The following is a 22,208-nucleotide window of genomic DNA, read 5'->3' as shown; positions in this document are numbered from 1 at the left end:
CGAGTCAAAGCACGGCCTCCGACTGTTTCGGGGTCGCGGCAACGATCACGAAATCGCTGTTCAGGGTGCCCGACTCGATCAGCCCGTCTTCGATGTCGAACAGCATCCGCAGCACCCGCATCGCCTGGGGATCATCGGCCTTGAAATTGCCGGCGATGCCATGCAGCAGAAATTGCAGCAGGGTGCCGCCGCAGGTGTTGAGGGCCTGGATCTCGAAGTGCTGTTCCACCACCTTGAGGATGTCCTGGGAGCGCACGGCCTCGGACGGATCAACCTTCACCACCTCTTGTGGATCAGGGAGCGGTACGTTGTTCTGCACCTGACCGTAGGAACCCTGGACGAAAGAGCGGCGCATGGCCGGGGGTATCAGGGCGAAGGCATGGCTGATGGCTGCGCACTGGGCCAGGTCAAAGGCAAAGTGATTGGCGCCGACATACTCGTTGAAGAACAGCCAGCCGTCCGCCTTCAAGGCCTGGCGGACATTGGCGCAGACCTTTTCCAATTGGCGAATGTGATGCAGTGAACCGTTGAACCAGACGGCGTCGTAATGAGCGCTGGGCAGTTGCACCCGCTCGACGTCGGTGAGGCTGTAGTGCAGGGTCCGGGTCCCCAGCGCCGCCGCTTCTGCCCGGGCGGTGTCCAGCGCCGCCGGGGCGATATCCACGGCGTCGCAGTCCTGGAAGGCCTGGAGTTTGTAGAGCTCGCGTTCCAGGGTACCGGTGCCGCAGCCGATGCTCAGCATACGCGGCACCGGTAACCGGCCCGCCAGAAAGGTGTTCAGGCAATAGGGTACCCAGTGAGCATGACCGCTGCCGGCCGTGGCCTTTTGCTGATGGCGTTGTTGCACCGCAGGCACCGCCAGCCAGTAGACATCCGCAGAAAACGCATCCGAGCCAGCCTGGTTCTGTGACCAGTGCTCGGCGGTCTGCGCCTTGCGCTGCTCCTCGCTCATGTCGTCCGGAGGAACAGGGGCTGCGACTGCCCAACCACTGAGCTGTTGAATTATTTTTTTCAGCACGTTCGGCATCTTCCTTGTGGGTGTATCGGGCTGCCGATTCAGTCGGTGAGCTTCATTTCCGTGGCGTCGGCGTTCGCTCTACGGCGTGCTTGGCGATGGGGTTGCCAGGGCCCCCACTTGCTTTCGAAGTAGGCCTGGTTCTTGTCCCATAACCGCTGGTATTCGCCGCTGGCGATAAGGGCCTTGAACGAGGCCTGGCCATAGTGGTGGATGTAGCTGTCCTCGGCGCATACGGTGCGCAAGCCGGCGGCCTGGACTCGCCGGCTGTAGTCGTCGTCTTCGAACATGCCGATGCCAAAGGCTTCATCCAGCCAGCCCACCTGATCCAGCACTTCGCGGCGCATCGCTACGCAAAACATGGCCAGCATCGGGATGTCGAAGCAGCGCCCGCGGTACTGGGTGGTGCGCCGGTCGGCGAAGTCCTCCATGTCGTCGAGGTCCTGGTAGTCGATGCTGACCCGGGCCTCGTTGCCCACCGCATTGGTGGTCGGCCCCACCAACCCCACCTCCGGGTCGTCGAGGTGGCGCAGCAGGGGCGCGAGCCAGCCCTTGGGCACCACGGTGTCGTTGTTGAGTAGGACCAGGTAGTGGCCCTGCGCAAGGCGCAGGCCCTGGTTGTTGGCGGCGGCGAAACCCAGGTTCTGCTCGTTGAGCACGATGCTCACATTGGGTTCGCTGCGGGCCAGGTAGCGCAGGTAGTTGCGGGTGGAGTCCTGCGAGGCGTTATCGACGATGATCAGTTGCAGGTTCGGGTAGGCGCAATTGCGCAGCAGGCTGTCGATGCAGCCGCGGGTCAGTTGCACATTGTTGTAGGTGACGATGATTACCGAGACCTTCGGAAACAGTTCGACCAGCGCATCGCGCGTGTCTTCGAAGCGTTGCCGCCAATCGTTTTCCCTGGCCAGTGCCAGCCGTTGGTTCCAGCGCTGCAGATCGGTTTCCCCAAGGGCTCTTTCGATCTGCGTGACAAAGGCCGACGGCCCGTCGGCGAAATACAGGTAAGGCTCGTAGATCTGCATCTCCAGCAGCGGCACTGCGACCACGGGTTTGCCGGCGCTGATGAACTCGTAGAACTTCACCGGATCCACCGCGTGGGTCAGGTTGTAGAGGCGAAAAGGAATGATGCAGACATCGAAGTGGTACAGGTATTGCGGCATCTGCGCGTAAGGCTTGCGGCCCAGCAGGTGGACATTGGGCAAGCGGTCGAGGCCGGCCAGGTCACGGACGAACACATCGCCAATGAGCACCAGATTCCACTCTGGTCGTTGCCGGGCGATGGCCGCCACCAGCTCAAAATCGACCCATTCGGCCAGGGCACCATAGAAGCCGATGATCGGGCCTTGAAGCTCCTCCAGCAGAGTATTGGGTGTACAGCATCGGGCAAAGAAGTCGAAGTCCACCCCGTTTCTAACCAACTGGCAGCGACGGCTGGTACTGGCCCATTTGTCGTGCAGTACGGAGGCGGTGACGGTTACCAGATCAGCCTGCTTCACCAGTACCTGTTCCTGGTCCAGCAAGGGCTGACCGATGTTCGGGAAGTCCTGCCATTCGTCCATGCAGTCGTATTGCACGGGCCAGCCGTATGCCTTGCGCAGGTGCAGGGCCAGGCGCGTCCAATAGGGCAGGTGAACCACCGACACCGCCGTCTTGATCCGGTAGTCGCTCACCAGGGCCTGCAACGCCTCTGCATTGGCGCGCAGGTTGCCTTCGGTGATGCAGGTGGCGTAGTAGTCCTGCCGTGCATGCCCGCGCAGGGTGACTTCGAAGACCCCGGGAGCGACTGGGTGCACCGCATAGGGCCGCTCTGCCGCGGGTAGCGGCGAAAGGATTATGTAGAACACCCGATAACCCTGGATAGCGAACTGCGTCATCAGTTGCTGTGGTCGCTGGAACCTGGCGGACCAGTCGATATTGGCAAAGCACAGCAGGTCAAAATGCTGAGCAGCAGAGCCGGGTGCTGAGTCCTCCACGATATCGGGCTCCAAGGGGGTGGAAGCTGGCAGAGGCTGGACGAGATAGGGCAGGTGAGTCGGGTACTCGCTCTCGTCGTTGATCACCCCGTGCCGCAGCAGTTGCATCAGCATGCGCAGGGGGCGGGTCAGGCGCCAGGAACGCGAGCGCCGCATATGTTCGATATGCGCCAGGGCGGCATCGCGCTGAAGGTTGGCCTGTGCGTGCTCGAGCCGCAGCCGGGTCGACTCCTGCTCCTGCGAGTGGGACTTAGTCATGAGCGGGCTCATAGTTGTGCAGTGGGCTCTGGTCGCCACTGGACCACATTGAGCTGAGGGAGCCGGGCCGGTAGAAGGTCACGGTCATGCTGCGCCGTGAAGTCCGGCAATTGGCTACCACCTGCGTCACCGCATGCCAGGAGTTCTCGGCGCGTACCAGTACTGCCGATGTGCCCACCAGGGGCGGGATCACCGCGACCACATCCGAGGGGTCGGCAGAGCCCAGGATATTCAGGCAGCCACCGTCCTCGATGTTCCAGGAATCGTTGAAGTACAGGATATGGGTCACCAGCTTGTCGCCCAGGTCCGGGTGCGGGCCGAGGCAGGCCTGCGGCCCGTAGTGGAAGACATTGACCTCCATGGGAGCGTTTCTGAGGTCCATGTCGGTGAGCGTCGACAGTGCCAGGCGATAGTCCGGTGCGGTCAACTCGCTGGCCAGCCTGCGCCAGGCCGGGCTCAGGTGCTGCTCGTGGATAATGCGCCCGGTGCCCATTTCCACCAGTTGCCGCGCCTGGTACTCGTAGTCCTTTTCTCCGCCATAGCCGGACACCGTCTTGAAGGAGTCACGGGGATAGGTCGCTACCAGGGCCGCGGCGTCCGCGGGCGAATACAGCTCGGTGATCCGCCCCCAGCGAAAGGGCTGAGTGTGCAAGGGGGCTCTGGTCAGCATTGGCAGATTCAGCATCGTATTCATCTTCCCAATAAATGTTGCAGGCGGCGCCGCAGGGAGCGTAACGGCGCGGTGAGGCGGTAGGAGTTGGAGCGATGGATTCGACCCAGCTCGGCATCGACCCGACTGGTGAGTTCCGTTTGGTGGCGGCGTAGTAGCGTCAACTGCTGTACCTGGATTTTCAGCTCATCCAGTTCGGCCTGTTTGCTCAGGCACGCCTCGCGCCAGTCCTCTCGGGTTTCCTCCAGCAGGCCGGGCAGGGCTTGCCAGAAGCGGTTCAGCGCCAGGCTGGTGGGGCGCGGGCCCTGGGCGATCAGTTCGGCTACCCGGTCCCAATGGCGCTGCACTTGTTCCTGCGCGGCGATCACCTCGGGGCAGGGCCCCGTTTCGCTCAGGTGTTGCAGGAACCACTGGGGATCGATGGGCTGTTCGGCAGGCAGGGGGCGGATCCCGCGGTATGCGCGCAAGGCGGTGTACTTGCCCTGGTTCAGGTTGGCCGAGCAGAAGGCCGGTACGCCGAAGGCCAGGGCGGTGATCGCCAGGTGATAGCTGTGGCCGATGACGCCCTGGGCGTGGGCCAGGATCTCCGCCAGCAGCAGTGGCTCTGGCCAGGCCGGCAGGCGCACGGCCCGTGGCAGGTCGGCCCCGAGAATCGACTCATGGTCCCCGAGCACCGGGCCGATGGGCAACAGCAGCAGCTGCCACTGGCTGAACAGCGCGTTGTGGGTTTTCCATAGCTGGAGAAAGCTCTCCAGGCCGGCAATCGCATGCACCACCAGATAGGGCCCGGTCAGGCCGGCCTGGGCACAGAGTTGGCGATAGGCCGCCGAGGATTGCTGCCGGTCGATCAGGCTGGGCAGGCCAAAGGCGGTATCCGGCAGTACCTCGACCTGGGCCTGTTCGCTCAGCGCGGACAGGGTGTTTGCAGACAGGGCGTCGCGCACCCGGACGTGGGGGCTTTGTTCCAGGGTCAGCCTGACCAGGGGGGTCGCCCAGGATGGAATCGGGTTGCAGTGCATGCCGGGGGCGTTCCAGATCAGCGGCACATTGTGTTGCAGGGCCATCAGCGCAGGCGACAGCCAGTACCCGGTGGGGTGGTGGATCTGCGGGTCGGGCGGGTAGTAGTCGGCAGCGATGACCTTGTCGAAGCGAATGATGAAGCCACCGCCGATCAGCACTGCGTCCAGGCTATCGATGAGCTGGGGCAGTTCACTGACCGAGGTGACGGGGTAGGGCCATTGCGGTGTGCTGCGCGAGTGATAGGAGAACGCGTGCAGGCGCACCTTGCCCAGGCGCGCCTGCAACGCTGCTTCGGCAATGAGGGGGAACAGCAGGTCGCCGTAGTTGGCTACATCGAAGGTACCGAAGATCGCGACTTGCCATTGCTTGTCGCTCATGAACGCTCCTCGACTGCCAGGGGTTGCTGCGATGGGCGGGTGACAGGTTCGATGTGCAAGTCGACGATTCCCAGGAAGTGCTTGTTGCCCGGCAAGGTGTCGAACGCCAGGAGGGCCACCTGTTTTTCAATCAGGTGGGAGGTTTCTTCCGTTTCGCCATTCATCAGCTTGAGCGTGATGTGATAGCGCCCGGCCGCCAGGTTGGCGGCGAATCGCAGGCACACCGAGGCGCTGCGCCAGCCTTGCCGGGACTCGCCGCATTGCAGGGCGACGTTGACCCCGCTGACCACCAGCAACCGGGCTTCCTGGATGGTCAGGCTGATGTTGGGGCGGGCAATGGCGTCGCTGACCTGGGCCTCGATGGCGATTTCGATCATGTCGCCGTGGGCAAAGCTTGAGTACAGCGCCTCGGTATTGCTGAACACGGCTGAGGTGATCCGTCCTTCAGGGGTGCCGAAGGCCATGCCGTGCTCCGGGTTGAGCGGTGTCTTGGCGCTGACCTGGACGGCGCCCGCGCTGGCCCAGCGGCGCTGTTCGTCACGCATGTCCAGCAGGTACAGCTCGGCCATCGCCTCCGGTGCACCGCTGGCGCGGATTTCGCCGTCGCGCAGGTAGAGGGCTCGGTTGCAGAAGCGCTTGACCATGCTCATGTCGTGGGACACGAACAGCAGGGTCATGCCTTGTCGGGTCAGGCGCTCCAGGCGTTCCAGGCACTTGAACTGGAAGGAGGCATCGCCGACGGCCAGGGCTTCGTCGACGATCAGGATATCCGGCTCCACGCATACCGAAACGGCAAAGGCCAGGCGCACCAGCATGCCGCTGGAATAGGTCCTGGTGGGCTGGTCGATGAATTCGCCGATGTTGGCGAAGGCGGTGATTTCGTCGAAACGCGCCTCGATCTCCGCGCGTTTGAGGCCCAATACCGCACCGTTGAGGTAGACGTTCTCGCGGCCGCTGAACTCGGGATTGAACCCCGAGCCCAGCTCCAGCAGGGCGGCGATCCGCCCATGGCTGGTCACGCTGCCCGTGGAGGCGGTGCTGGTGCCGCAGATCAGTTGCAGCAAGGTCGACTTGCCGCTGCCGTTGCGGCCGATGATGCCCAGGGTTTCGCCCTTGCGCACTTCCAGCGCAACGTCCTTCAAGGCCCAGAATTCGCGATAGCGCTGCTTGCCGCGGGGCAGCAGCAGTTGCAGCAGGCGGTCGCGGGGCTGGTCGTAGATCGGGTAGCACTTGCCCAGGCCCTGGGCCTTGATCGCCAGTTCAGAGCACATCGGCGAACCCCGGGCGGGTTTTTTCGAACCACGCCCATCCCAGGAAGGCCACGCCAAGCGCGACGCTCAGCTCTATCAGCCACAGGCCGAGATCGGGCACCACGCCCCGGATCAGCACGTCGCGGGAGGACTCGATCACCAGGGTCAAGGGGTTCAGGTAGAGCCAGTGCCGGTAGGCCTCGGGCAGGGCGCTCAGCGGATAGAACACCGCCGACATCAGCAGCAGGGCTGACATCAGTACACCGATGACCTGGCCAACATCCCGCAGGTAGACCCCCAGGGAGGCGAGGACCCAGGACAGCCCGAGGGTGAACAGCACCAGGGGCAGCAGCACCAGGGGAAACAGCAGAGCGGTGGGCGGCGGCAGGCCGAAGGCCAGGAGGTGGAACAGCAGCCAGACGGCAAAGCTCACCAGCGTGTGGAACAGCACCGCCCCGAGCATCACGCAGGGCAGCATGTCCAGGGGGAACACCACCTTCTTCACATAGTTGACGTGGCTCAGGATCAGCCCGGGGGCTCGGGTGAGGCATTCGGAGAACAGGTTGAAGACCATCATCCCGGTGAACACCAGCAGGGCGAACTGGGTGTTCGAGTCGTTGTCGGTTCCCCAACGCACCTTGAACACCACGCTGAACACGAAGGTATACACCAGCAACATGAGCAAGGGGTTGAGAAAGGACCAGAGCAGGCCGGCAATCGAGCCGCGGTAGCGGCCTATCACTTCGCGTTCGATCAGCGCCCGCAGCAGCTCGCGATGACGCCAGGGCCTGAAGGTGAAACGGTGCAGCGTGGTACTTCCGGTCAACTCCCGCTCCTTGGGGCCAGCTTCCAGCACCACCCCATGCTCGACAAGGGGAATGGGTGAACGGGTGGTGATTCGAAGCAAAGGATTTTGTGAATTGTTTATAGACCCAAAATGCAGGAAGTGAAGGTGTTGTTACAGCTTTTTTTGATGAGCGGCGGGCGCAGCCGGAATAAGTGGCAAGACACCCGCGAGGGTAATGCCCACTGCGGATGCCTGGGCTCGGCGGTAAAGAGCAGGGTGGGCCTGGCGGGCAGGCTCCTGCGCGCCAGGCCCGGGTATGGTTCAGTACTGGCGGGCCGCCAGTTGCTGCGCCAGGGCCTGTGCCTGCTCGGCGGCCGCCTGTCGCGAGGCCTGGTCGATGTCCGGGCCGAGGATGGTCTTTTCCACGATCAGCGAGTGCTGGTTGGCAATCCCGATGAAATTCAGCCAGGCCTCTATATAGGGCTTCTGGAAATCGAATGCCGGTGCTGGTGTGCTGGAGTGGGAAGAAAAGTCCAGCCCCCGGGCGTAGGCCGCCACCGCCGTCTTGTTGCGCAGCAGGCCTTGCAGGCCGTTCTCGGGGTCGAAGCTGAAGAGGATGCCCTGGTGGGAAACCAGGTCGATGAAGTGCTTGAGCTTGTAGGGAATGCTGAAGTTCCACAGGGGGATGGAAAGCACCAGCAGGTCGGCCTGGTGCAGCGGCTCTGCCAGCGCCTGGAGCCGGGCCCAGGCCCGCTGTTCGGCATTGCCCAGGGGCTGGCCGGCCAGTTGCGCATATTTGGCGTCCATGGCTGTCTGATCGAGTTCCGGCAAATCGAGGCTCCACAGGTCCAGGGTGGTGACCTTGGTGTCCGGCCGTTGCTGTCGGTAGCTCTGGATGAAGCTGTGGGCGATTTCCAGGGAGGCGGAGCGGCGCAGGCGGGGCGAGCATTGAATGTGCAGGAGCCGGGTCATGGACGAATCTCTTGGGGTTGGGATGACCGTCATTGCAACATAGCTTGTTTTTAAATATAAATTGTCGATTCAAGCCTTATTGATTTCATTCTGAAATATGTTCGATGCCCTGCTATTGCGCACCTTTGTTGCTGTTGTCGATGAACAAGGGTTCAGCCGTGCGGCCCTCAAGCTGCATCTGACCCAGTCCGCGGTCAGCGGCCACCTGCGGCGCCTGGAACAGCAGGTCGGCAAGCCGCTGCTCCAGCGCACCACCCGCTCGCAGCAGCTGACCGCCGATGGCGAGCGGTTGATGGCCTATGCCCGGGCGATCCTGGCGTTGAATCGCGACGCCTGGACCGAACTGACCCGGGTGCCGTTCCACGGGCGCGTGGGGGTGGGCCTGTCCGAGGATTTTGCCGACCCCCGGCTGCTGCGTGCGCTGCAGGATTTTGCCGGGCGCTACCCAGGTATCCGGCTGGATGTGCAGGTTGGCATTCCCGGTACGCTGCTGGATCTGCTGGCCCAGGGCAATTTGCAATTGGTGGTGGGCTCGCTGTGCGAAACTGCCGAGCCTGGCCGCCTGCTCTGGTCCGAACCGCTGGTCTGGACCGGGCTGGTGCAACCTGCCGGGCTCTTGCCCGACCCCTTGCCCCTGGCGCTGTTTCCCGAGCCTTGCCCCTACCGGGCCGCGGCCCTGGGCCGGCTGGCCCAGGCCGGCATTGCCCAGCGCACGGTTATGCTTTGCAACAGCAATTGGGCCCTGCGCGCCGCCGTGCTGTCCGGGTTCGCCATAGCACCCATGGCGGCCAGCCAGTTGGGGGCAGGGCTGTGTGCCCTGGGGGAGGAATACGGTTTGCCACCGTTGCCGGATGCGCAGTACCGTCTGTTCACCGCGCCCGAAGCGGACCAGACTGTGCTGGCGGCGCTGTCCGAGGTGTTTGTCGAATATTGCTCGAGCCGTCGATCGGCGCTTTAAGCATTGCCCGCGGTGGCCGATAACCCCAGGGTGGAGCCGGGCCGTTCAAGGTTGCTGCCTGATCTCCCGGCCCGGGTCAGCGGCCAGAAAACCTATACTGTGCAGGGCGCTGGCCGTTCAGCCAGTCTCGAAAACAACCAGGGACCCGCCCTGTAGCCCAGGCCACTCCCGTCAGGACGACCCTTTTGCCTGTTCCCATCTACGATCCTCATCATCCCCCTGGCGGAACCCTGAAGCGCTTGCCGCTGCTCAAGGCCGCGGTGGCCTTCATCGCAACCGTGTTTCTGTGCCTGTGCGGGCTGTTGTACCTGCAACTGGAACAGTCCTGGCGTCACGACCTGATGCAGGCGGAAGTCAATTCCACCAACCTGACCCGGGCCATCGCCCAGCAGGCCGAAGACACTTTCATGGAAGCCGACCTGGTGCTGATGAGCCTGTCCGAATGGATCCAGGCCCTGGGCGATGGCCCTGAACAGCAGCCCCGCTTGCAGGGCATATTCGCCCGGCGGGTGCAGGCCCTGACCCAGCTCAGCGGGGTATTTCTCTATGACCGGGACGGTCAGTGGGTGGTCAGTTCATTTGGTGATTCGCCCCATGGCAACGATGTGGCAGACCGCGACTACTTTCGTTTCCATCAGCAGAATGCTTCGTTGCTGGCTCACATCAGCCCGGCCATCCGCAGCCGGGCCAATGGCGAATGGATCATTCCCATCTCGCGGCGGCTCAACGATAGCCAGGGGAATTTCCAGGGGGTGCTGATGGCGGGCATCAAACTGGCGTATTTCGATCAGTTCTTCACCAGTTTCAACATCGACGAGCAGGGCGCCATGTTCCTTGCCCTGTCCGACGGTACGCTGATTGCGCGGCGGCCGTTCGAAGAGCGGCAGATCGGTGCTTCCCTGGCCCGCGGCGAGATCTTCAGCAAGTACTTGCCCGAGGCCACCACCGGCAACGCCATGATCACCTCGATTGTTGATGGGGTGACGCGCCTGTACGGCTATCGGCAGTTGCAGGCCTATCCCCTGGTGGTGGCCGCGGCCAACTCCAAGGACTCGGTGCTCAAGGGCTGGTATGCCTCGGCCTACCAGTCCACGGCCATCGTCGCCCTGGTGCTGCTGGGGGTCGGCCTGTTCGGCTGGGTCTTCGTGCAGCAGGTGCGCAACAACGAGCGGATCGAGGCAGATCTGCGCGAGGCCCAGGAGGCCCTGGAGGTGATCGCCACCCATGACAGCCTCACCGGCCTGGCCAACCGCCGCTTGTTCGAGCGCGCCCTGACCGTGGAGTTTGGTCGTGGTGCGCGGCAACGCAGCCCGTTGAGCCTGGTCATGGTCGATATCGACTATTTCAAGCGCTACAACGATACCTACGGGCATGTGGCGGGCGATCACTGCCTGACCGAGGTGGCCCAGGCGCTCAAGGGCTGCTGCCAGCGCAAGGCTGACCTGGCTGTGCGCTATGGTGGCGAAGAGTTTGCAGTGTTGCTGCCCGACACCGACATTCATGGCGCGCTGGCCATGGCCGAGCAGATTCGCCGCAGTGTCATGCAGCGCAACATCGCCCATTCCGGCTCACCGGTGGGCTGCGTGACGGTCAGCCTGGGCTGCTACGCCTTCGTGCCGACGGGCCGCGACAGCATCGAGATGTTTATCGAAAGGGCCGATGCGGCCCTGTATCAAGCCAAGGCCACGGGCCGCAATCGGGCCATGGCGCTGGCGGCGGACCATGTGGGGGAGCCGTTGCAGCGCTCCGATCGCTGACGGCTACCAGCGCTTGCAGAACACCTGGTTGGCGTAGGCGTTGCCGCCAAACTCGTAGGCGGTGCTACCGGCGCAGACGTAGCCCTGGGCCTGATAGAAGGCCTGCGCCCTGTGGTTCTGTGCCCAGACGGCGAGCCACAGGCAGGGCCTGTCGCTGGCTTGCAGCCGTTCTTCCACCTGTTGCAGCAGCGCCTGGCCAACGCCTTGCCGATGGGCATGGCGCTGCACGTACAGGCGCACCAGCTCTATCCCATCGGCCAGGCCGGCAAGCGGCGGCCGGGTGTTGCCGGCGATTTCCGCGAAGCCCAGCAGGTGCCCGTTACGCTCGGCCAGCAACAGGCTTCTGTGGGGATCCTCAAGGCGCTGGCGGAACTGTTCCGGGGCGTAGACGCTCAGGGCTTCCTCGGCCAGGTCGCTGCGCATGCCATCGGTGGCATAGGTGTCGAGAAAGACCTGGGTGGCCAGGCCACTGATGCACAGCGCGTCCTCGCGCTGGGCTGGGCGTAGGGTGAAATCGACGGGCATGGCTACATCCTTGTGGGGGCTTGTAAGGGTGAGGCTTCAGGCTTGGCTGAGGCGTTGTTGCAGACGCTGGCGCACGGCGGGCCACTCGTCGTCGATGATGCTGAAGCGCACGGAATTGCGCTTGCGTCCGTCGGGCATGAGGCGCTCGTGCCGCACTATGCCTTCCTGTCGGGCGCCGAGGCGCAGGATCGCCGCGCGGGATGTGTGATTGATCTCGTCGGTCGTGAACTGCACCCGCACACAGTTCATGTCGTCAAAGGCATGGCACAGCATCAGGTACTTGGCCTCGCTGTTGACGAAGCTGCGCTGCCAGCGGCTGGCGATCCAGGTGCTGCCGATCTCCAGCTTGCGGTTGTGCCGGTCGATCTTCCAGAAACGCGTGCAGCCGATGACTTCGCCCGTGCTCCTGAGCACGGTAGCGAACGGCAGTACGCTACCGGCATCACGGCCCTCGAGCGCCACGTCGAGGTAGCGTTCGACGGTGTCGGGGGAGGGCACTACGGTGAAAGGCAGGTTCCACAGCTCACCGTCCCGGGCGGCGTTGACCAGGGCGTCGGCATCACTGCGTTGCAACGGGCGCAGGATGATTCGCGGGCCTTCCAGTGAGTGCATGGCGCAGAGTTCTCCAGCGGGAGCGGCGGGGCACTTATTACAGAGTCGCCCTCGGCGCTTGGCAAGAGCCAATCCGGGGCCAATGCGATAAAAAATATCAGCCGAATTGATTGTCCGGGCCTGCCGCTTCTGGCTTATACATAACGCCGACCTGCCGGGGCCTGTCGCGACCCTGGGCGACCCTCATTTCAAGGATTTGTGCATGAGCCAGCCGCACCTGATGAACTTCGACCTGTACCTGCAGCAACTGGGCTACCCACAGGCGCCAGCGCCGACCCTGGAAACCCTGCGGGAGCTGCAATGGCGCCATGTCTGTCGTTTTGCCTTCGAAAGCCTTTCGACCCTGTTGCGGGTTCCGGTACCCATCGACCTGGCCTCGGTGGAGCGCAAGATTCTCCACGAGGGGCGCGGCGGCTACTGCTATGAACTCAACCAGGCCTTCCTGGTGCTGTTGCAGCACCTGGGTTTCGATGCCCGGGGCATCACCGGGCGGGTGGTGATGGGGGCGCCGGAAGATGCGCTGACCGCTCGCAGCCACCGTCTGGCGCTGGTGCACCTGGAGGGCCAGCGCTACATCGTCGATGTCGGCTTTGGCGGCATGGTGCCCACCGCGCCCTTGCTGCTGGATACCGAGCAAGAACAGGCAACGCCCCACGAGCCGTATCGCATCACCCTGCGCGAAGGCAGCTACACCTTGCGCGCCAAGGTCATGGATGAATGGCGGGCGATGTACGTTTTTGACCTGCAACTGCAGGGCGATGTGGATTACGAGATGGGTAACTGGTACGTCTCGACCCACCCGGACTCTCCTTTCCTCGGCCAATTGAAGGTGGCGCTGATGGGGCCGGGAATACGCCGCACCTTGAACAATGGCAGCTACGCCCTGCATCGGATGGGGCAGCCCAGCGAGCGGCGGCAGATCACCGATGCAGGGGAACTGATGAGCCTGTTGCAGGACGAGTTTGCCCTGCGCCTGCCGGCCCACCCCGAACTGCCGCGGGTTCTCGAGCAGTTGCTAGAGGCCTGATTTCACGGCTTCCCCAACAGCGAGGCGGTGTCCGCGGTTCCGGTCGGTTGTCGACACGGCCGTCCAGGTGCAGTTGCCGCGTTTGCCGTCGCCGGCCCGGCAACGGTAGGGCCGTGTTGCACCCAATGTGTACAAGATCCGGGTTCCGGCCAACGGATCGCTCCCTACGAGCAGCAGATAAGCCGATCCGGCAATGGGATCGGCTTTTTTATCCTGTTTTTTCAACCAGTAGAGCAGCCCTCAAACCTTCGGTTGAAGAGCGGCGGATCGGCCCTGGGTTGGTTTCAACGAGGGCTCTGGGCCGCCTTTACAGGCCGGCACGGAGTCAATATCCGAGTGCCTTGCGCGCAATAGCCCGGGTTGATGGGTGGGGCAAACCAGAATGGAAAACTGTATACAATCCTATGGACAGTTGTCTTGGATGTTGCATACAGTGTGCCCATAACAAAAACAGGGAACCCCACACCATGAATACCCCCCAGGTTTCACAACAGCGGCCCGAAGACGAAAATTTGGGTGTTGGCGCAAACATGGCTTATGGCCTGCAACACGTGCTGACCATGTATGGCGGCATCGTTGCCGTGCCACTGATCGTCGGCCAGGCGGCTGGCCTGTCGCCTTCGGAGATCGGCTTGCTGATCGCCGCTTCGCTGTTCGCAGGAGGGCTGGCAACCTTGTTGCAGACCCTTGGCGTGCCGTTTTTCGGCTGCAAGCTGCCGTTGGTGCAAGGGGTGTCCTTCGCGGGCGTGTCGACCATGGTGGCGATTGTTACCAGCGGCGGCGAGGGCGGTTTCCAGTCGATTCTCGGTGCGGTGATCGTCGCCTCGCTGATCGGCCTGCTGATCACACCGGTATTCTCGCGGATCACCAAATTCTTTCCACCGCTGGTCACTGGCATCGTCATCACCACCATCGGCCTGACGCTGATGCCGGTGGCGGCGCGCTGGGCCATGGGTGGCAACAGCCGGGCCCCGGACTTCGGCAGCATGTCGAACATCGGCCTGGCGGCGGTGACCCTGGTGCTGGTGCTGCTGTTGAGCAAGATCGGCAGCGCGGCGATTTCCCGTCTGTCGATTCTCCTGGCCATGATCATCGGTACGGTGATCGCGCTGTTCCTGGGCATGGCGGACTTCTCCGGGGTCACCCAAGGGCCGATGTTCGGCCTGCCCACGCCATTCCACTTCGGCATGCCGACCTTTCATGTCGCGGCGATCCTGTCGATGTGCATCGTGGTCATGGTGACGCTGGTGGAAACCTCGGCGGACATCCTCGCCGTGGGTGAAATCATCCACACCAAGGTCGACTCCAAGCGCCTGGGCAACGGCCTGCGCGCCGACATGCTGTCGAGCATGATTGCGCCGATCTTCGGTTCCTTCACCCAGAGTGCCTTCGCCCAGAACGTCGGGCTGGTGGCGGTCACCGGCATCAAGAGCCGCTTCGTGGTGGCCACCGGCGGGCTGTTCCTGGTGATCCTCGGCCTGCTGCCGTTCATGGGGCGGGTGATTGCCGCGGTGCCGACTTCGGTGCTGGGCGGCGCCGGTATCGTGCTGTTCGGCACCGTGGCGGCCAGTGGCATCCGGACCCTGTCCCGGGTCGACTACCGCAACAACATGAACCTGATCATCGTTGCCACCTCCATCGGCTTCGGCATGATCCCGATTGCCGCGCCGAGCTTCTATGATCATTTCCCCAGCTGGTTCGCCACCATCTTCCACTCGGGCATCAGCTCCTCGGCGATCATGGCGATCCTCTTGAACCTGGCGTTCAACCACTTCACCGCGGGCAACTCCGACCAGCAGTCGGTGTTCGTCGCCGGCACTGAGCGCAGCCTGCGCTTCCAGGACGTTGCCGTACTGCGTGAGGGTGACTACTTCAGCGGCGGCAAGCTGCACGATGCCGAGGGCAATGAAGTGCCTCTGGTAGGAGAGGAGCCGGGCCACTCACCGAACCAGGCCGGCGATGGTTCGCAGCCGAGACATGCGCGCGGCAGTGTCGAGGCCACTCACTGAAGTCGAGTACCGCGGCCATGAAAAAAACCGGCGCCCTCAGGGCGCCGTTTTTTTTGCAGTCGGTTATTCCAGGTTGTCCAGCGGCTTCAGGGCCTGCAGGGCGTCGGGGTTGTCCTGGTACTGCTGGCGCAAGCTGGCGAGCTGCTGATCATGGCCTGTGCAGACCTCATTCACGGCTTTCTCCAGGAAGACCCGGCGTTCCTCGTCGTAGGCCTCCTCGCCGGCAAAGTGCTCGCAGGCTTCGTGGCGCTGGATGAATGCAGCCACCTCATCGGGAAGCTCGGCGCCGCTTGCGCCATAGTGCTTGCCCAGCAACAGGCGTTTTTCCTCGACCCAGCCGGTGTAGTCCTCGCCGTCCTTGGCGATGTACATGACCTGGGCCCAGCCGTCTCCACTGGAGGCGTACACCGTCAGGCCATCACCGGGAATCACGTAGAGCTTCTTGTTCAGGCAGGTGGCATTCGGCCCGCTGTGAAAGTGCAGCCGCCCCTGGCCTATCACCTTGGCTTCGAGGGGCGGGCGATATTCGCCGGCTTCCAGGGAGACGTTGTCGCTGAGGGTGGCGCAGTCCACCGGGGCTTCGGCCAGGGCTGGCAGGGGCAACAGGGAAAGCAGGCCGTACAGGGGCAGGAGGCGCAGGAGTCGGTCCATCGCGAGGGGATCCATGAGGTGGGAGTGCGGATCGCGCGATGGTAATGACAAAGATGCGGCCTGTGAATGATCACGGGCCGCATCCGCGGTATTTCAGTCGGCAGCCTTGCTGAGTTGCCCCTGGCGTACCAGGGACAGGGCGAAGACCACCACCACTGCGGCGGCCGCCGCCAGGGTCAGGGGCAGCCCATAGCTGCCGCCGCTCATGGCCGCGCCGCTGAGCAAGGGGCCCAGCAGGCTGCCGATGCCCCAGAGCAGCCCGGCGCTGGCGTTGGCAGTCACCAGGTCGGCGCCGCTGAAGGACTGGCCGATCAGCACGATAGCCAGGGTATAGATGCCGCCAGCCACGGCGCCGAGGATGACCAGGCTCGGCCAGAGCAGGGTGGACGTTTGCATCAGCAGTGGCAGGGCAAGGCCGATCAGCAGGGCAATGATGCCGCAGCCCAGGTAGATCCCGGGGCGCCCGAGCTTGTCCGAAAGCCAGCCGAGGGGGAACTGGAACGCGGTGTCGCCCAACAGAATGATGGTCACCATCAAGGCCGCGAGCTTGATGCTGTAGCCATGGGTGGCGGCGTACACCGGAAACAGCGACAGCACCACGCTGTCGAAAAACGCGAAGAACAGGATGCCCACGCACAGCGCCGGCGCGATGCGGATAAAGCCCAGTACCGAAAAGGTGCGACTTTCGGCATGCAGCGGCTGCTGGTCTTCCAGGGGCAGGATCAGCCAGACCACTGCGATCGCCACCGCATAACCAACGCTGACGATGCCCAGCACGGCGGGCCCCTCGGTGCCCAATAGCGATACCAGGCCCGGGCCCAGGAGCTGGAAGAAGGTGAAGCAGGTGGTGTAGACCGCTACCAGGCGTCCGCGGGTGGCGTCTTCGGCCATTTCATTGACCCAGGTTTCCCCGAGAATGATGATCAGCCCCGCCCCCAGGCCCATGGCGACCCGCGCCAGGCCCAGGCTGTAGAGGCTGACCCCGGGTAATTCCAGGGCGGCCACGCTCAAGGCGCACAGGCTGAAACACAGCAGGTAGATCTGGCGCCGGGTCAGGCGCTGGCTCAGGGCATTGACCAGGAAGGCCGAGAGCATCATGCCTGCGGCGGGCAGCGCCGACATGATGCCGATCTGGTTGTTCGAGGCCCCGGCCTGATACAGGCGCAGGGCAAGGATCGGCACCGTGGAGCCGATGCTCAGGCCGACAATGGAGATGCCCAGGATCAGGGCGGCTAACAAGGCTTTGTTCATGATCAAGACCTGCGCCTGAAGCGTCAGGCGCCAAAAAAGACAGTTATTGCGGGCGCTGCAGGACATCGCAGGCCGACGTGCGGGCGATTGCCGGGCAGATGCCCTGGTGGAAGCAGAGGGGCTAGCGAGGTGGCGCCGGATTCAATCGCGATCAGCGTGGGCCCGGGTGCGGGGAGAAGGTGAAGGCAAACAATACGCTACGGCGTCGACGGTTGATCGCACAGTCAAGTTGGGCAACAGCCAGGGTTGCCGAAGGGCTCATCGAGGGGGAAGGGCACGGTGACTGTGCGGGCAGGAACATCACGGGGTCTGACTGCTTGGATAAAGAGGCGCACAGCCTACGTCAGGCCTTTGCGGCAATGCAACCGGGTTGGCGAAGGAGGATTCCAGGCGTGCATGAAGCGTCTATCCGCATGTCGGGATGACAGGCGGATCAATCATTTGCAAGGGGGATACTGCTTGAGCTGATTTGCCGCAGGAGCAGGGCGCTCACATGAGGATTAAGGCAAATCAGTGTAGGAAGATGGCTCCACGACCTGGACTCGAACCAGGGACCCAGTGATTAACAGTCACTTGCTCTACCAACTGAGCTATCGCGGAATGCGCCGTATCTTACTGATTCAGAAAGGGAAGTCAACAAGTCGAGGAAATTTTTTTCAGGGCGACGAGGATCTGAATGAAAGGCTGGCAGGACTTTGCGGGATTTATCGGTCTTCAGGTCTCTGACGCATCCGATAGGGGCTACCATGGCGCCCCGGAAGTGGTTTCACGCGCTGCCGGCCTTCAGCCGCATAGGTACGCCTTTATGATCCGCTTCGATTTATCCCAGCATCCTTCTATCTGTTTCGCGCTGTGCTGCGAGGTGCTGTCATGAGCATCGAGCAGATCAGCCTGCCCAAAGGGGTCGGCCCCCAGGCCGGCAAGTTGCTGGACGCCATCACCCAGGCCGGATCGGCGATGGATTTGAACCGTGCCGGCGGCAAGGCCGAAGGTTTTGTCCTGGGGCTGGAGAGTGCCAAGGCCATCAAGAGCCAGGTGGCCGAGGCGCTGTACGTGGCATTCGACGATGCCGCCAGCCAGCGCCTGGCTCAATTGCAGGGGTAGGGCGGTTCAGCCGCCGAAGGTCAGGGTGCCGAGCATCAGCTTGGCCATCAGCGAGGTGGCGGCCAGTTGCACCAGCCACAGGGCCAGCCCGCCAAGAAATACGCCCAGGGCAATTTGCAGCACCAGGCTCTTTTCGCGTTTCTGCGAGCGGGGCAGGTAATGCTCCAGTTCGTCGCGGTCGGCCCGCAGGTCATCGTTTTTCATCGGGATCTCGCTCAGCAAGGGGGCATAGGCTCACAGTCTAGAGGCTGTGGGGGCGGGCAGGGCAACGACGTGTCGCCAACGAAAAAGGGGAAGCCTGCCGGCTTCCCCTTTTTCGTTACCGCTGTCGTGAATCAGATCACTTGCAGGATGGCCTGGGTCACGACATGGATGTTGTTCTGGTTCAGCGCGGCGACGCAGATGCGGCCGGTGTCCAGGGCGTAGATGCCGAATTCGTTGCGCAGGCGGGTCACTTGCTCAACGGTCAGGCCGGAGTAGGAGAACATGCCGCGCTGGCGACCGACGAAGCTGAAGTCGTGCTCAGGGGCGCCTTTGGCCAGCAAGTCGACCATCTGGGTGCGCATGCCGCGAATTCGCAGGCGCATTTGCGCCAGTTCCTGCTCCCACTGGGCGCGCAGTTCCGGGCTGTTCAGCACGGCGGCGACGATGGTTGCACCGTGGGTCGGCGGGTTGGAGTAGTTGGTGCGGATCACGCGCTTGACCTGGGACAGCACGCGGGCGCTTTCTTCCTTGGAGCTGCTGACGATGGACAGGGCGCCAACGCGCTCGCCGTACAGCGAGAATGACTTGGAGAACGAGCTGGATACGAAGAAGGTCAGGCCCGACTCGGCGAACAGGCGCACCGCCGCGGCGTCTTCGTCGATGCCGTCGCCAAAGCCCTGGTAGGCCATGTCGAGGAAGGGCACGAGGTTTTTCGCCTTGACCACCTCCAGGACGTCTTTCCAGTCCTGTGGGCTCAGGTCGACACCGGTCGGGTTGTGGCAGCAGGCGTGCAGTACCACGATCGACTGGGCCGGCAGGGCGTTCAGGTCTTCCAGCAGACCAGCACGGTTCACGTCGTGGGTGGCAGCGTCGTAGTAGCGGTAGTTCTGCACCGGGAAGCCGGCGGTCTCAAACAGGGCGCGGTGGTTTTCCCAGCTCGGGTCGCTGATGGCGACCACGGCGTTGGGCAGCAACTGCTTGAGGAAGTCGGCACCGATCTTCAGGGCGCCAGTGCCGCCAACGGCCTGGGTGGTGACCACGCGGCCAGCGGCCAGCAGTGGCGAGTCGTTGCCGAACAGCAGCTTCTGTACCGCCTGGTCGTAGGCGGCAATGCCGTCGATCGGCAGGTAGCCACGGGAAGCATGTTGGGCGGCGCGAATCGTCTCGGCTTCGACAACGGCGCGCAGGAGCGGAATGCGTCCCTCCTCGTTGCAGTACACGCCCACCCCGAGGTTGACCTTATCGGTGCGGGTATCGGTGTTGAATGCTTCGTTGAGGCCCAGGATAGGATCGCGTGGTGCCATTTCGACAGCGGAGAACAGGCTCATTTTTACGGCGGCTCTGAATGGAGTGTGGAGGGACGTGTCGCGCTCCAGCCGAATGCACTAGAGCGGTGCACAAACGGGGAGCTAGTATAGAGGCCATCATCGCGTGGGGCGACAGGCTATTGACCTTTTGCGCCAAGTTTTTCGCTTTATTTTTCGACCGTTAGTCTTATTGCAATAACCAGGGTGTCAGCGGGTGTAGGACCTGTGCCTTGAAAGCTGTGGTAATCGGCTCCACATCAAGGATATTCCGGTTTTTTTCCTCGGCGACATGGGTCGTACGCGGTCTTTCCTGTTCCTGTACGGTATTGCCGCGCACGAATGATCCCAGAGGTACGTTATGTCTGAATTCCAGCTAGTCACCCGCTTCCAGCCCGCCGGCGACCAGCCGGAAGCCATTCGCCTGATGGTCGAAGGCATCGAGGCCGGGCTGGCCCACCAGACCCTGCTCGGTGTGACCGGTTCGGGCAAGACCTTCAGCATCGCCAACGTGATCGCCCAGGTGCAGCGCCCGACCCTGGTGCTGGCGCCGAACAAGACCCTGGCGGCGCAGCTGTATGGTGAGTTCAAGGCCTTCTTCCCGAACAACGCGGTGGAGTACTTCGTTTCCTACTACGACTACTACCAGCCCGAAGCCTATGTGCCGTCCTCCGACACCTTTATCGAGAAGGACGCCTCGATCAACGACCATATCGAGCAGATGCGCCTGTCCGCGACCAAGGCGCTGCTGGAGCGCAAGGACGCCATCATCGTCACCACGGTGTCGTGCATCTATGGCCTGGGCAGCCCGGAAACCTACCTGAAGATGGTCCTGCACGTGGATCGCGGGGACAAACTCGATCAGCGCGCCCTGCTGCGCCGCCTGGCGGACTTGCAGTACACCCGCAACGACATGGATTTCGCCCGCGCCACCTTCCGCGTGCGTGGCGATGTGATCGACATCTATCCGGCGGAGTCGGACCTGGAAGCGATCCGCATCGAGCTGTTCGATGACGAAGTGGAAAGCATCAGCGCCTTCGACCCCTTGACCGGTGAAGTGATCCGCAAACTGCCGCGCTTCACCTTCTACCCCAAGAGCCACTACGTGACCCCGCGGGAAACCCTGCTGGACGCCATCGAAGGGATCAAGGTGGAGTTGCAGGAGCGCCTGGAATACCTGCGCTCCAACAACAAGCTGGTGGAAGCCCAGCGCCTGGAGCAGCGCACCCGTTTCGACCTGGAGATGATCCTCGAACTGGGCTACTGCAACGGCATCGAGAACTACTCGCGCTACCTCTCGGGGCGTCCCGCTGGCGCGGCGCCACCTACCTTGTACGACTACCTGCCGGCGGATGCCTTGCTGGTGATCGACGAATCCCACGTCAGCGTGCCCCAGGTCGGCGCCATGTATAAGGGCGACCGCTCGCGCAAGGAAACCCTGGTTGAGTACGGCTTCCGCCTGCCATCGGCTCTGGATAACCGGCCAATGCGTTTTGACGAGTGGGAAGGGGTGAGCCCGCAGACCATCTTCGTTTCCGCCACTCCGGGCAACTATGAGGCCGAGCACGCCGGCCGCGTGGTGGAGCAGGTGGTGCGCCCCACCGGGCTGGTGGACCCGCAAGTGGAAGTGCGCCCGGCCCTGACCCAGGTGGACGACCTGCTGTCGGAAATCACCAAGCGCGTGGCCGTGGAAGAGCGGGTACTGGTGACCACCCTGACCAAGCGCATGGCCGAGGACCTTACCGATTACCTGGCCGACCATGGCGTGCGTGTGCGCTACCTGCACTCGGACATCGACACCGTGGAGCGGGTGGAGATCATCCGCGACCTGCGCCTGGGCACTTTCGATGTGCTGGTGGGGATCAACCTGCTGCGTGAGGGCCTGGACATGCCGGAAGTGTCCCTGGTGGCGATCCTCGATGCCGACAAGGAAGGCTTCCTGCGTTCCGAGCGTTCGCTGATCCAGACCATCGGCCGGGCCGCGCGTAACCTCAATGGCCGGGCGATTCTCTATGCCGACCGCATCACCGGCTCCATGGAGCGTGCGATTGGCGAGACCGAGCGCCGTCGTGACAAGCAGATCGCCTTCAACCTGGCCAATGGCATCACCCCCAAGGGTGTGGTCAAGGACGTTGCCGACATCATGGAAGGCGCCACCGTGCCCGGTTCGCGCAGCAAGAAGCGCAAGGGCATGGCCAAGGCCGCGGAGGAAAACGCCCGCTACGAAAACGAACTGCGCTCGCCCAGCGAGATTACCAAGCGCATTCGCCAGCTCGAAGAGAAGATGTACCAACTGGCCCGCGACCTGGAGTTCGAAGCTGCGGCGCAGATGCGCGACGAAATCACCAAGCTGCGCGAGCGCTTGCTCACCGTCTAACGACGCTCGATCCCTCGTAGGAGCCGGCTTGCCGGCGAAGAGGCCCTCAAATCCTGTGCAAGGGTTGGGAGTCTATTCGCTGGCAAGCCAGCTCCTACAGGCAATTC

At 63.1% G+C, this 22,208-nt stretch carries 19 protein-coding genes and 1 tRNA gene; 6 read left to right on the top strand and 14 right to left on the bottom strand.

Features of this window, described 5'->3' with window-relative positions; all coding sequences use genetic code 11:
* Nucleotides 1-4: 4 nt before the first annotated feature.
* The 7 genes from BLS75_RS18855 to BLS75_RS18825 form a co-directional block, all read right to left on the bottom strand.
* Entirely contained in the window at nt 5-1,027 is a 1,023-nt protein-coding gene (locus BLS75_RS18855; RefSeq protein ID WP_239690681.1) for a class I SAM-dependent methyltransferase, read from the bottom strand.
* 29 nt (nt 1,028-1,056) lie between these two features.
* Nucleotides 1,057-3,246 carry a glycosyltransferase gene (locus tag BLS75_RS18850; protein WP_072451552.1) on the bottom strand — a complete coding sequence of 730 codons (2,190 nt, stop codon included), beginning with the start codon at nt 3,244-3,246 and terminating at the stop codon, nt 1,057-1,059.
* Entirely contained in the window at nt 3,239-3,931 is a 693-nt protein-coding gene (locus BLS75_RS18845; RefSeq protein ID WP_072451551.1) for a 2OG-Fe(II) oxygenase family protein, read from the bottom strand. The genes BLS75_RS18850 and BLS75_RS18845 overlap by 8 nt, the downstream gene beginning before the upstream one ends.
* 5 nt (nt 3,932-3,936) lie before the next feature.
* On the bottom strand, nt 3,937-5,313 hold the full coding sequence (locus BLS75_RS18840) for a polysaccharide pyruvyl transferase family protein (RefSeq protein WP_072451550.1): 1,377 nt from the start codon (nt 5,311-5,313) through the stop codon (nt 3,937-3,939).
* On the bottom strand, nt 5,310-6,584 hold the full coding sequence (locus tag BLS75_RS18835) for an ABC transporter ATP-binding protein (protein ID WP_072451549.1): 1,275 nt from the start codon (nt 6,582-6,584) through the stop codon (nt 5,310-5,312). Before BLS75_RS18835 ends, BLS75_RS18840 begins: the two co-directional genes overlap by 4 nt.
* Nucleotides 6,574-7,389, bottom strand: a complete 816-nt coding sequence (locus BLS75_RS18830) for an ABC transporter permease (protein WP_072451548.1) — start codon at nt 7,387-7,389, stop codon at nt 6,574-6,576. The genes BLS75_RS18835 and BLS75_RS18830 overlap by 11 nt, the downstream gene beginning before the upstream one ends.
* A 282-nt stretch (nt 7,390-7,671) precedes the next feature.
* A complete protein-coding gene (locus tag BLS75_RS18825; RefSeq protein WP_072451547.1) occupies nt 7,672-8,322 on the bottom strand; it encodes an FMN-dependent NADH-azoreductase in 651 nt (216 codons plus the stop codon).
* 97 nt (nt 8,323-8,419) lie between these two features.
* Here BLS75_RS18825 and BLS75_RS18820 point away from each other — a divergent pair, with 97 nt between their 5' ends.
* On the top strand, nt 8,420-9,280 hold the full coding sequence (locus tag BLS75_RS18820; protein WP_072451546.1) for a LysR family transcriptional regulator: 861 nt from the start codon (nt 8,420-8,422) through the stop codon (nt 9,278-9,280).
* 185 nt (nt 9,281-9,465) lie between these two features.
* A complete protein-coding gene (locus BLS75_RS18815; RefSeq protein WP_011060354.1) occupies nt 9,466-11,037 on the top strand; it encodes a sensor domain-containing diguanylate cyclase in 1,572 nt (523 codons plus the stop codon).
* 3 nt (nt 11,038-11,040) lie between these two features.
* On the opposite strand, the gene BLS75_RS18810 is transcribed toward BLS75_RS18815, so the two are convergent.
* Both BLS75_RS18810 and BLS75_RS18805 read right to left on the bottom strand, forming a co-directional pair.
* Complete coding sequence (locus tag BLS75_RS18810; protein WP_072451545.1) at nt 11,041-11,562, bottom strand: GNAT family N-acetyltransferase; 522 nt, start codon at nt 11,560-11,562, stop codon at nt 11,041-11,043.
* 36 nt (nt 11,563-11,598) lie between these two features.
* Nucleotides 11,599-12,174 (bottom strand): GNAT family N-acetyltransferase, encoded by a 576-nt coding sequence (locus tag BLS75_RS18805; protein WP_072451544.1) that lies wholly within the window; start codon nt 12,172-12,174, stop codon nt 11,599-11,601.
* A 202-nt stretch (nt 12,175-12,376) separates the two neighbouring features.
* On the opposite strand from BLS75_RS18805, the gene BLS75_RS18800 reads away from it, so the two are divergent.
* Together BLS75_RS18800 and BLS75_RS18795 are read left to right on the top strand one after the other, a co-directional pair.
* On the top strand, nt 12,377-13,201 hold the full coding sequence (locus BLS75_RS18800; RefSeq protein WP_011060357.1) for an arylamine N-acetyltransferase family protein: 825 nt from the start codon (nt 12,377-12,379) through the stop codon (nt 13,199-13,201).
* Between the two features lie 467 nt (nt 13,202-13,668).
* On the top strand, nt 13,669-15,210 hold the full coding sequence (locus tag BLS75_RS18795) for a nucleobase:cation symporter-2 family protein (protein WP_072451543.1): 1,542 nt from the start codon (nt 13,669-13,671) through the stop codon (nt 15,208-15,210).
* 63 nt (nt 15,211-15,273) lie between these two features.
* On the opposite strand, the gene BLS75_RS18790 is transcribed toward BLS75_RS18795, so the two are convergent.
* The 3 genes from BLS75_RS18790 to BLS75_RS18780 form a co-directional block, all read right to left on the bottom strand.
* Nucleotides 15,274-15,861: an SH3 domain-containing protein gene (locus tag BLS75_RS18790; RefSeq protein WP_041752088.1), complete on the bottom strand. Its 588-nt coding sequence runs from the start codon at nt 15,859-15,861 to the stop codon at nt 15,274-15,276.
* A gap of 93 nt (nt 15,862-15,954) precedes the next feature.
* Nucleotides 15,955-17,112: an MFS transporter gene (locus BLS75_RS18785; RefSeq protein WP_072451723.1), complete on the bottom strand. Its 1,158-nt coding sequence runs from the start codon at nt 17,110-17,112 to the stop codon at nt 15,955-15,957.
* A gap of 524 nt (nt 17,113-17,636) precedes the next feature.
* Nucleotides 17,637-17,712 (bottom strand) — tRNA-Asn (locus BLS75_RS18780).
* A gap of 270 nt (nt 17,713-17,982) precedes the next feature.
* Between BLS75_RS18780 and BLS75_RS18770 the strand changes: the two genes are divergently transcribed.
* On the top strand, nt 17,983-18,216 hold the full coding sequence (locus BLS75_RS18770; RefSeq protein ID WP_011060361.1) for a hypothetical protein: 234 nt from the start codon (nt 17,983-17,985) through the stop codon (nt 18,214-18,216).
* 6 nt (nt 18,217-18,222) lie between these two features.
* On the opposite strand, the gene BLS75_RS18765 is transcribed toward BLS75_RS18770, so the two are convergent.
* Both BLS75_RS18765 and BLS75_RS18760 read right to left on the bottom strand, forming a co-directional pair.
* A complete protein-coding gene (locus tag BLS75_RS18765; RefSeq protein WP_011060362.1) occupies nt 18,223-18,420 on the bottom strand; it encodes a hypothetical protein in 198 nt (65 codons plus the stop codon).
* 131 nt (nt 18,421-18,551) lie between these two features.
* Nucleotides 18,552-19,748, bottom strand: a complete 1,197-nt coding sequence (locus BLS75_RS18760; RefSeq protein WP_011060363.1) for an amino acid aminotransferase — start codon at nt 19,746-19,748, stop codon at nt 18,552-18,554.
* A gap of 337 nt (nt 19,749-20,085) precedes the next feature.
* Between BLS75_RS18760 and uvrB the strand changes: the two genes are divergently transcribed.
* Complete coding sequence (gene uvrB / locus BLS75_RS18755) at nt 20,086-22,101, top strand: excinuclease ABC subunit UvrB (protein WP_011060364.1); 2,016 nt, start codon at nt 20,086-20,088, stop codon at nt 22,099-22,101.
* Nucleotides 22,102-22,208: the final 107 nt, after the last annotated feature.

Origin of the sequence: Pseudomonas sp. NFPP12, from assembly GCF_900103205.1 — a bacterium.
Classification (GTDB): Bacteria; Pseudomonadota; Gammaproteobacteria; order Pseudomonadales; family Pseudomonadaceae; genus Aquipseudomonas; species Aquipseudomonas protegens.
This window is presented reverse-complemented; position numbering and strand designations above follow the sequence as displayed.

What these genes read in the sequence shown, in the direction of transcription:
- BLS75_RS18855 (WP_239690681.1), bottom strand. Translation starts at nt 1,027, where the DNA reads ATGCCGAACGTGCTGAAAAAAATAATTCAACAGCTCAGTGGTTGGGCA.
- BLS75_RS18850 (WP_072451552.1), bottom strand. Translation starts at nt 3,246, where the DNA reads ATGACTAAGTCCCACTCGCAGGAGCAGGAGTCGACCCGGCTGCGGCTC.
- BLS75_RS18845 (WP_072451551.1), bottom strand. Translation starts at nt 3,931, where the DNA reads ATGCTGAATCTGCCAATGCTGACCAGAGCCCCCTTGCACACTCAGCCC.
- BLS75_RS18840 (WP_072451550.1), bottom strand. Translation starts at nt 5,313, where the DNA reads ATGAGCGACAAGCAATGGCAAGTCGCGATCTTCGGTACCTTCGATGTA.
- BLS75_RS18835 (WP_072451549.1), bottom strand. Translation starts at nt 6,584, where the DNA reads ATGTGCTCTGAACTGGCGATCAAGGCCCAGGGCCTGGGCAAGTGCTAC.
- BLS75_RS18825 (WP_072451547.1), bottom strand. Translation starts at nt 8,322, where the DNA reads ATGACCCGGCTCCTGCACATTCAATGCTCGCCCCGCCTGCGCCGCTCC.
- BLS75_RS18820 (WP_072451546.1), top strand. Translation starts at nt 8,420, where the DNA reads ATGTTCGATGCCCTGCTATTGCGCACCTTTGTTGCTGTTGTCGATGAA.
- BLS75_RS18810 (WP_072451545.1), bottom strand. Translation starts at nt 11,562, where the DNA reads ATGCCCGTCGATTTCACCCTACGCCCAGCCCAGCGCGAGGACGCGCTG.
- BLS75_RS18805 (WP_072451544.1), bottom strand. Translation starts at nt 12,174, where the DNA reads ATGCACTCACTGGAAGGCCCGCGAATCATCCTGCGCCCGTTGCAACGC.
- BLS75_RS18800 (WP_011060357.1), top strand. Translation starts at nt 12,377, where the DNA reads ATGAGCCAGCCGCACCTGATGAACTTCGACCTGTACCTGCAGCAACTG.
- BLS75_RS18795 (WP_072451543.1), top strand. Translation starts at nt 13,669, where the DNA reads ATGAATACCCCCCAGGTTTCACAACAGCGGCCCGAAGACGAAAATTTG.
- BLS75_RS18790 (WP_041752088.1), bottom strand. Translation starts at nt 15,861, where the DNA reads ATGGACCGACTCCTGCGCCTCCTGCCCCTGTACGGCCTGCTTTCCCTG.
- BLS75_RS18785 (WP_072451723.1), bottom strand. Translation starts at nt 17,112, where the DNA reads ATGAACAAAGCCTTGTTAGCCGCCCTGATCCTGGGCATCTCCATTGTC.
- BLS75_RS18770 (WP_011060361.1), top strand. Translation starts at nt 17,983, where the DNA reads ATGAGCATCGAGCAGATCAGCCTGCCCAAAGGGGTCGGCCCCCAGGCC.
- BLS75_RS18765 (WP_011060362.1), bottom strand. Translation starts at nt 18,420, where the DNA reads ATGAAAAACGATGACCTGCGGGCCGACCGCGACGAACTGGAGCATTAC.
- BLS75_RS18760 (WP_011060363.1), bottom strand. Translation starts at nt 19,748, where the DNA reads ATGAGCCTGTTCTCCGCTGTCGAAATGGCACCACGCGATCCTATCCTG.
- uvrB (WP_011060364.1), top strand. Translation starts at nt 20,086, where the DNA reads ATGTCTGAATTCCAGCTAGTCACCCGCTTCCAGCCCGCCGGCGACCAG.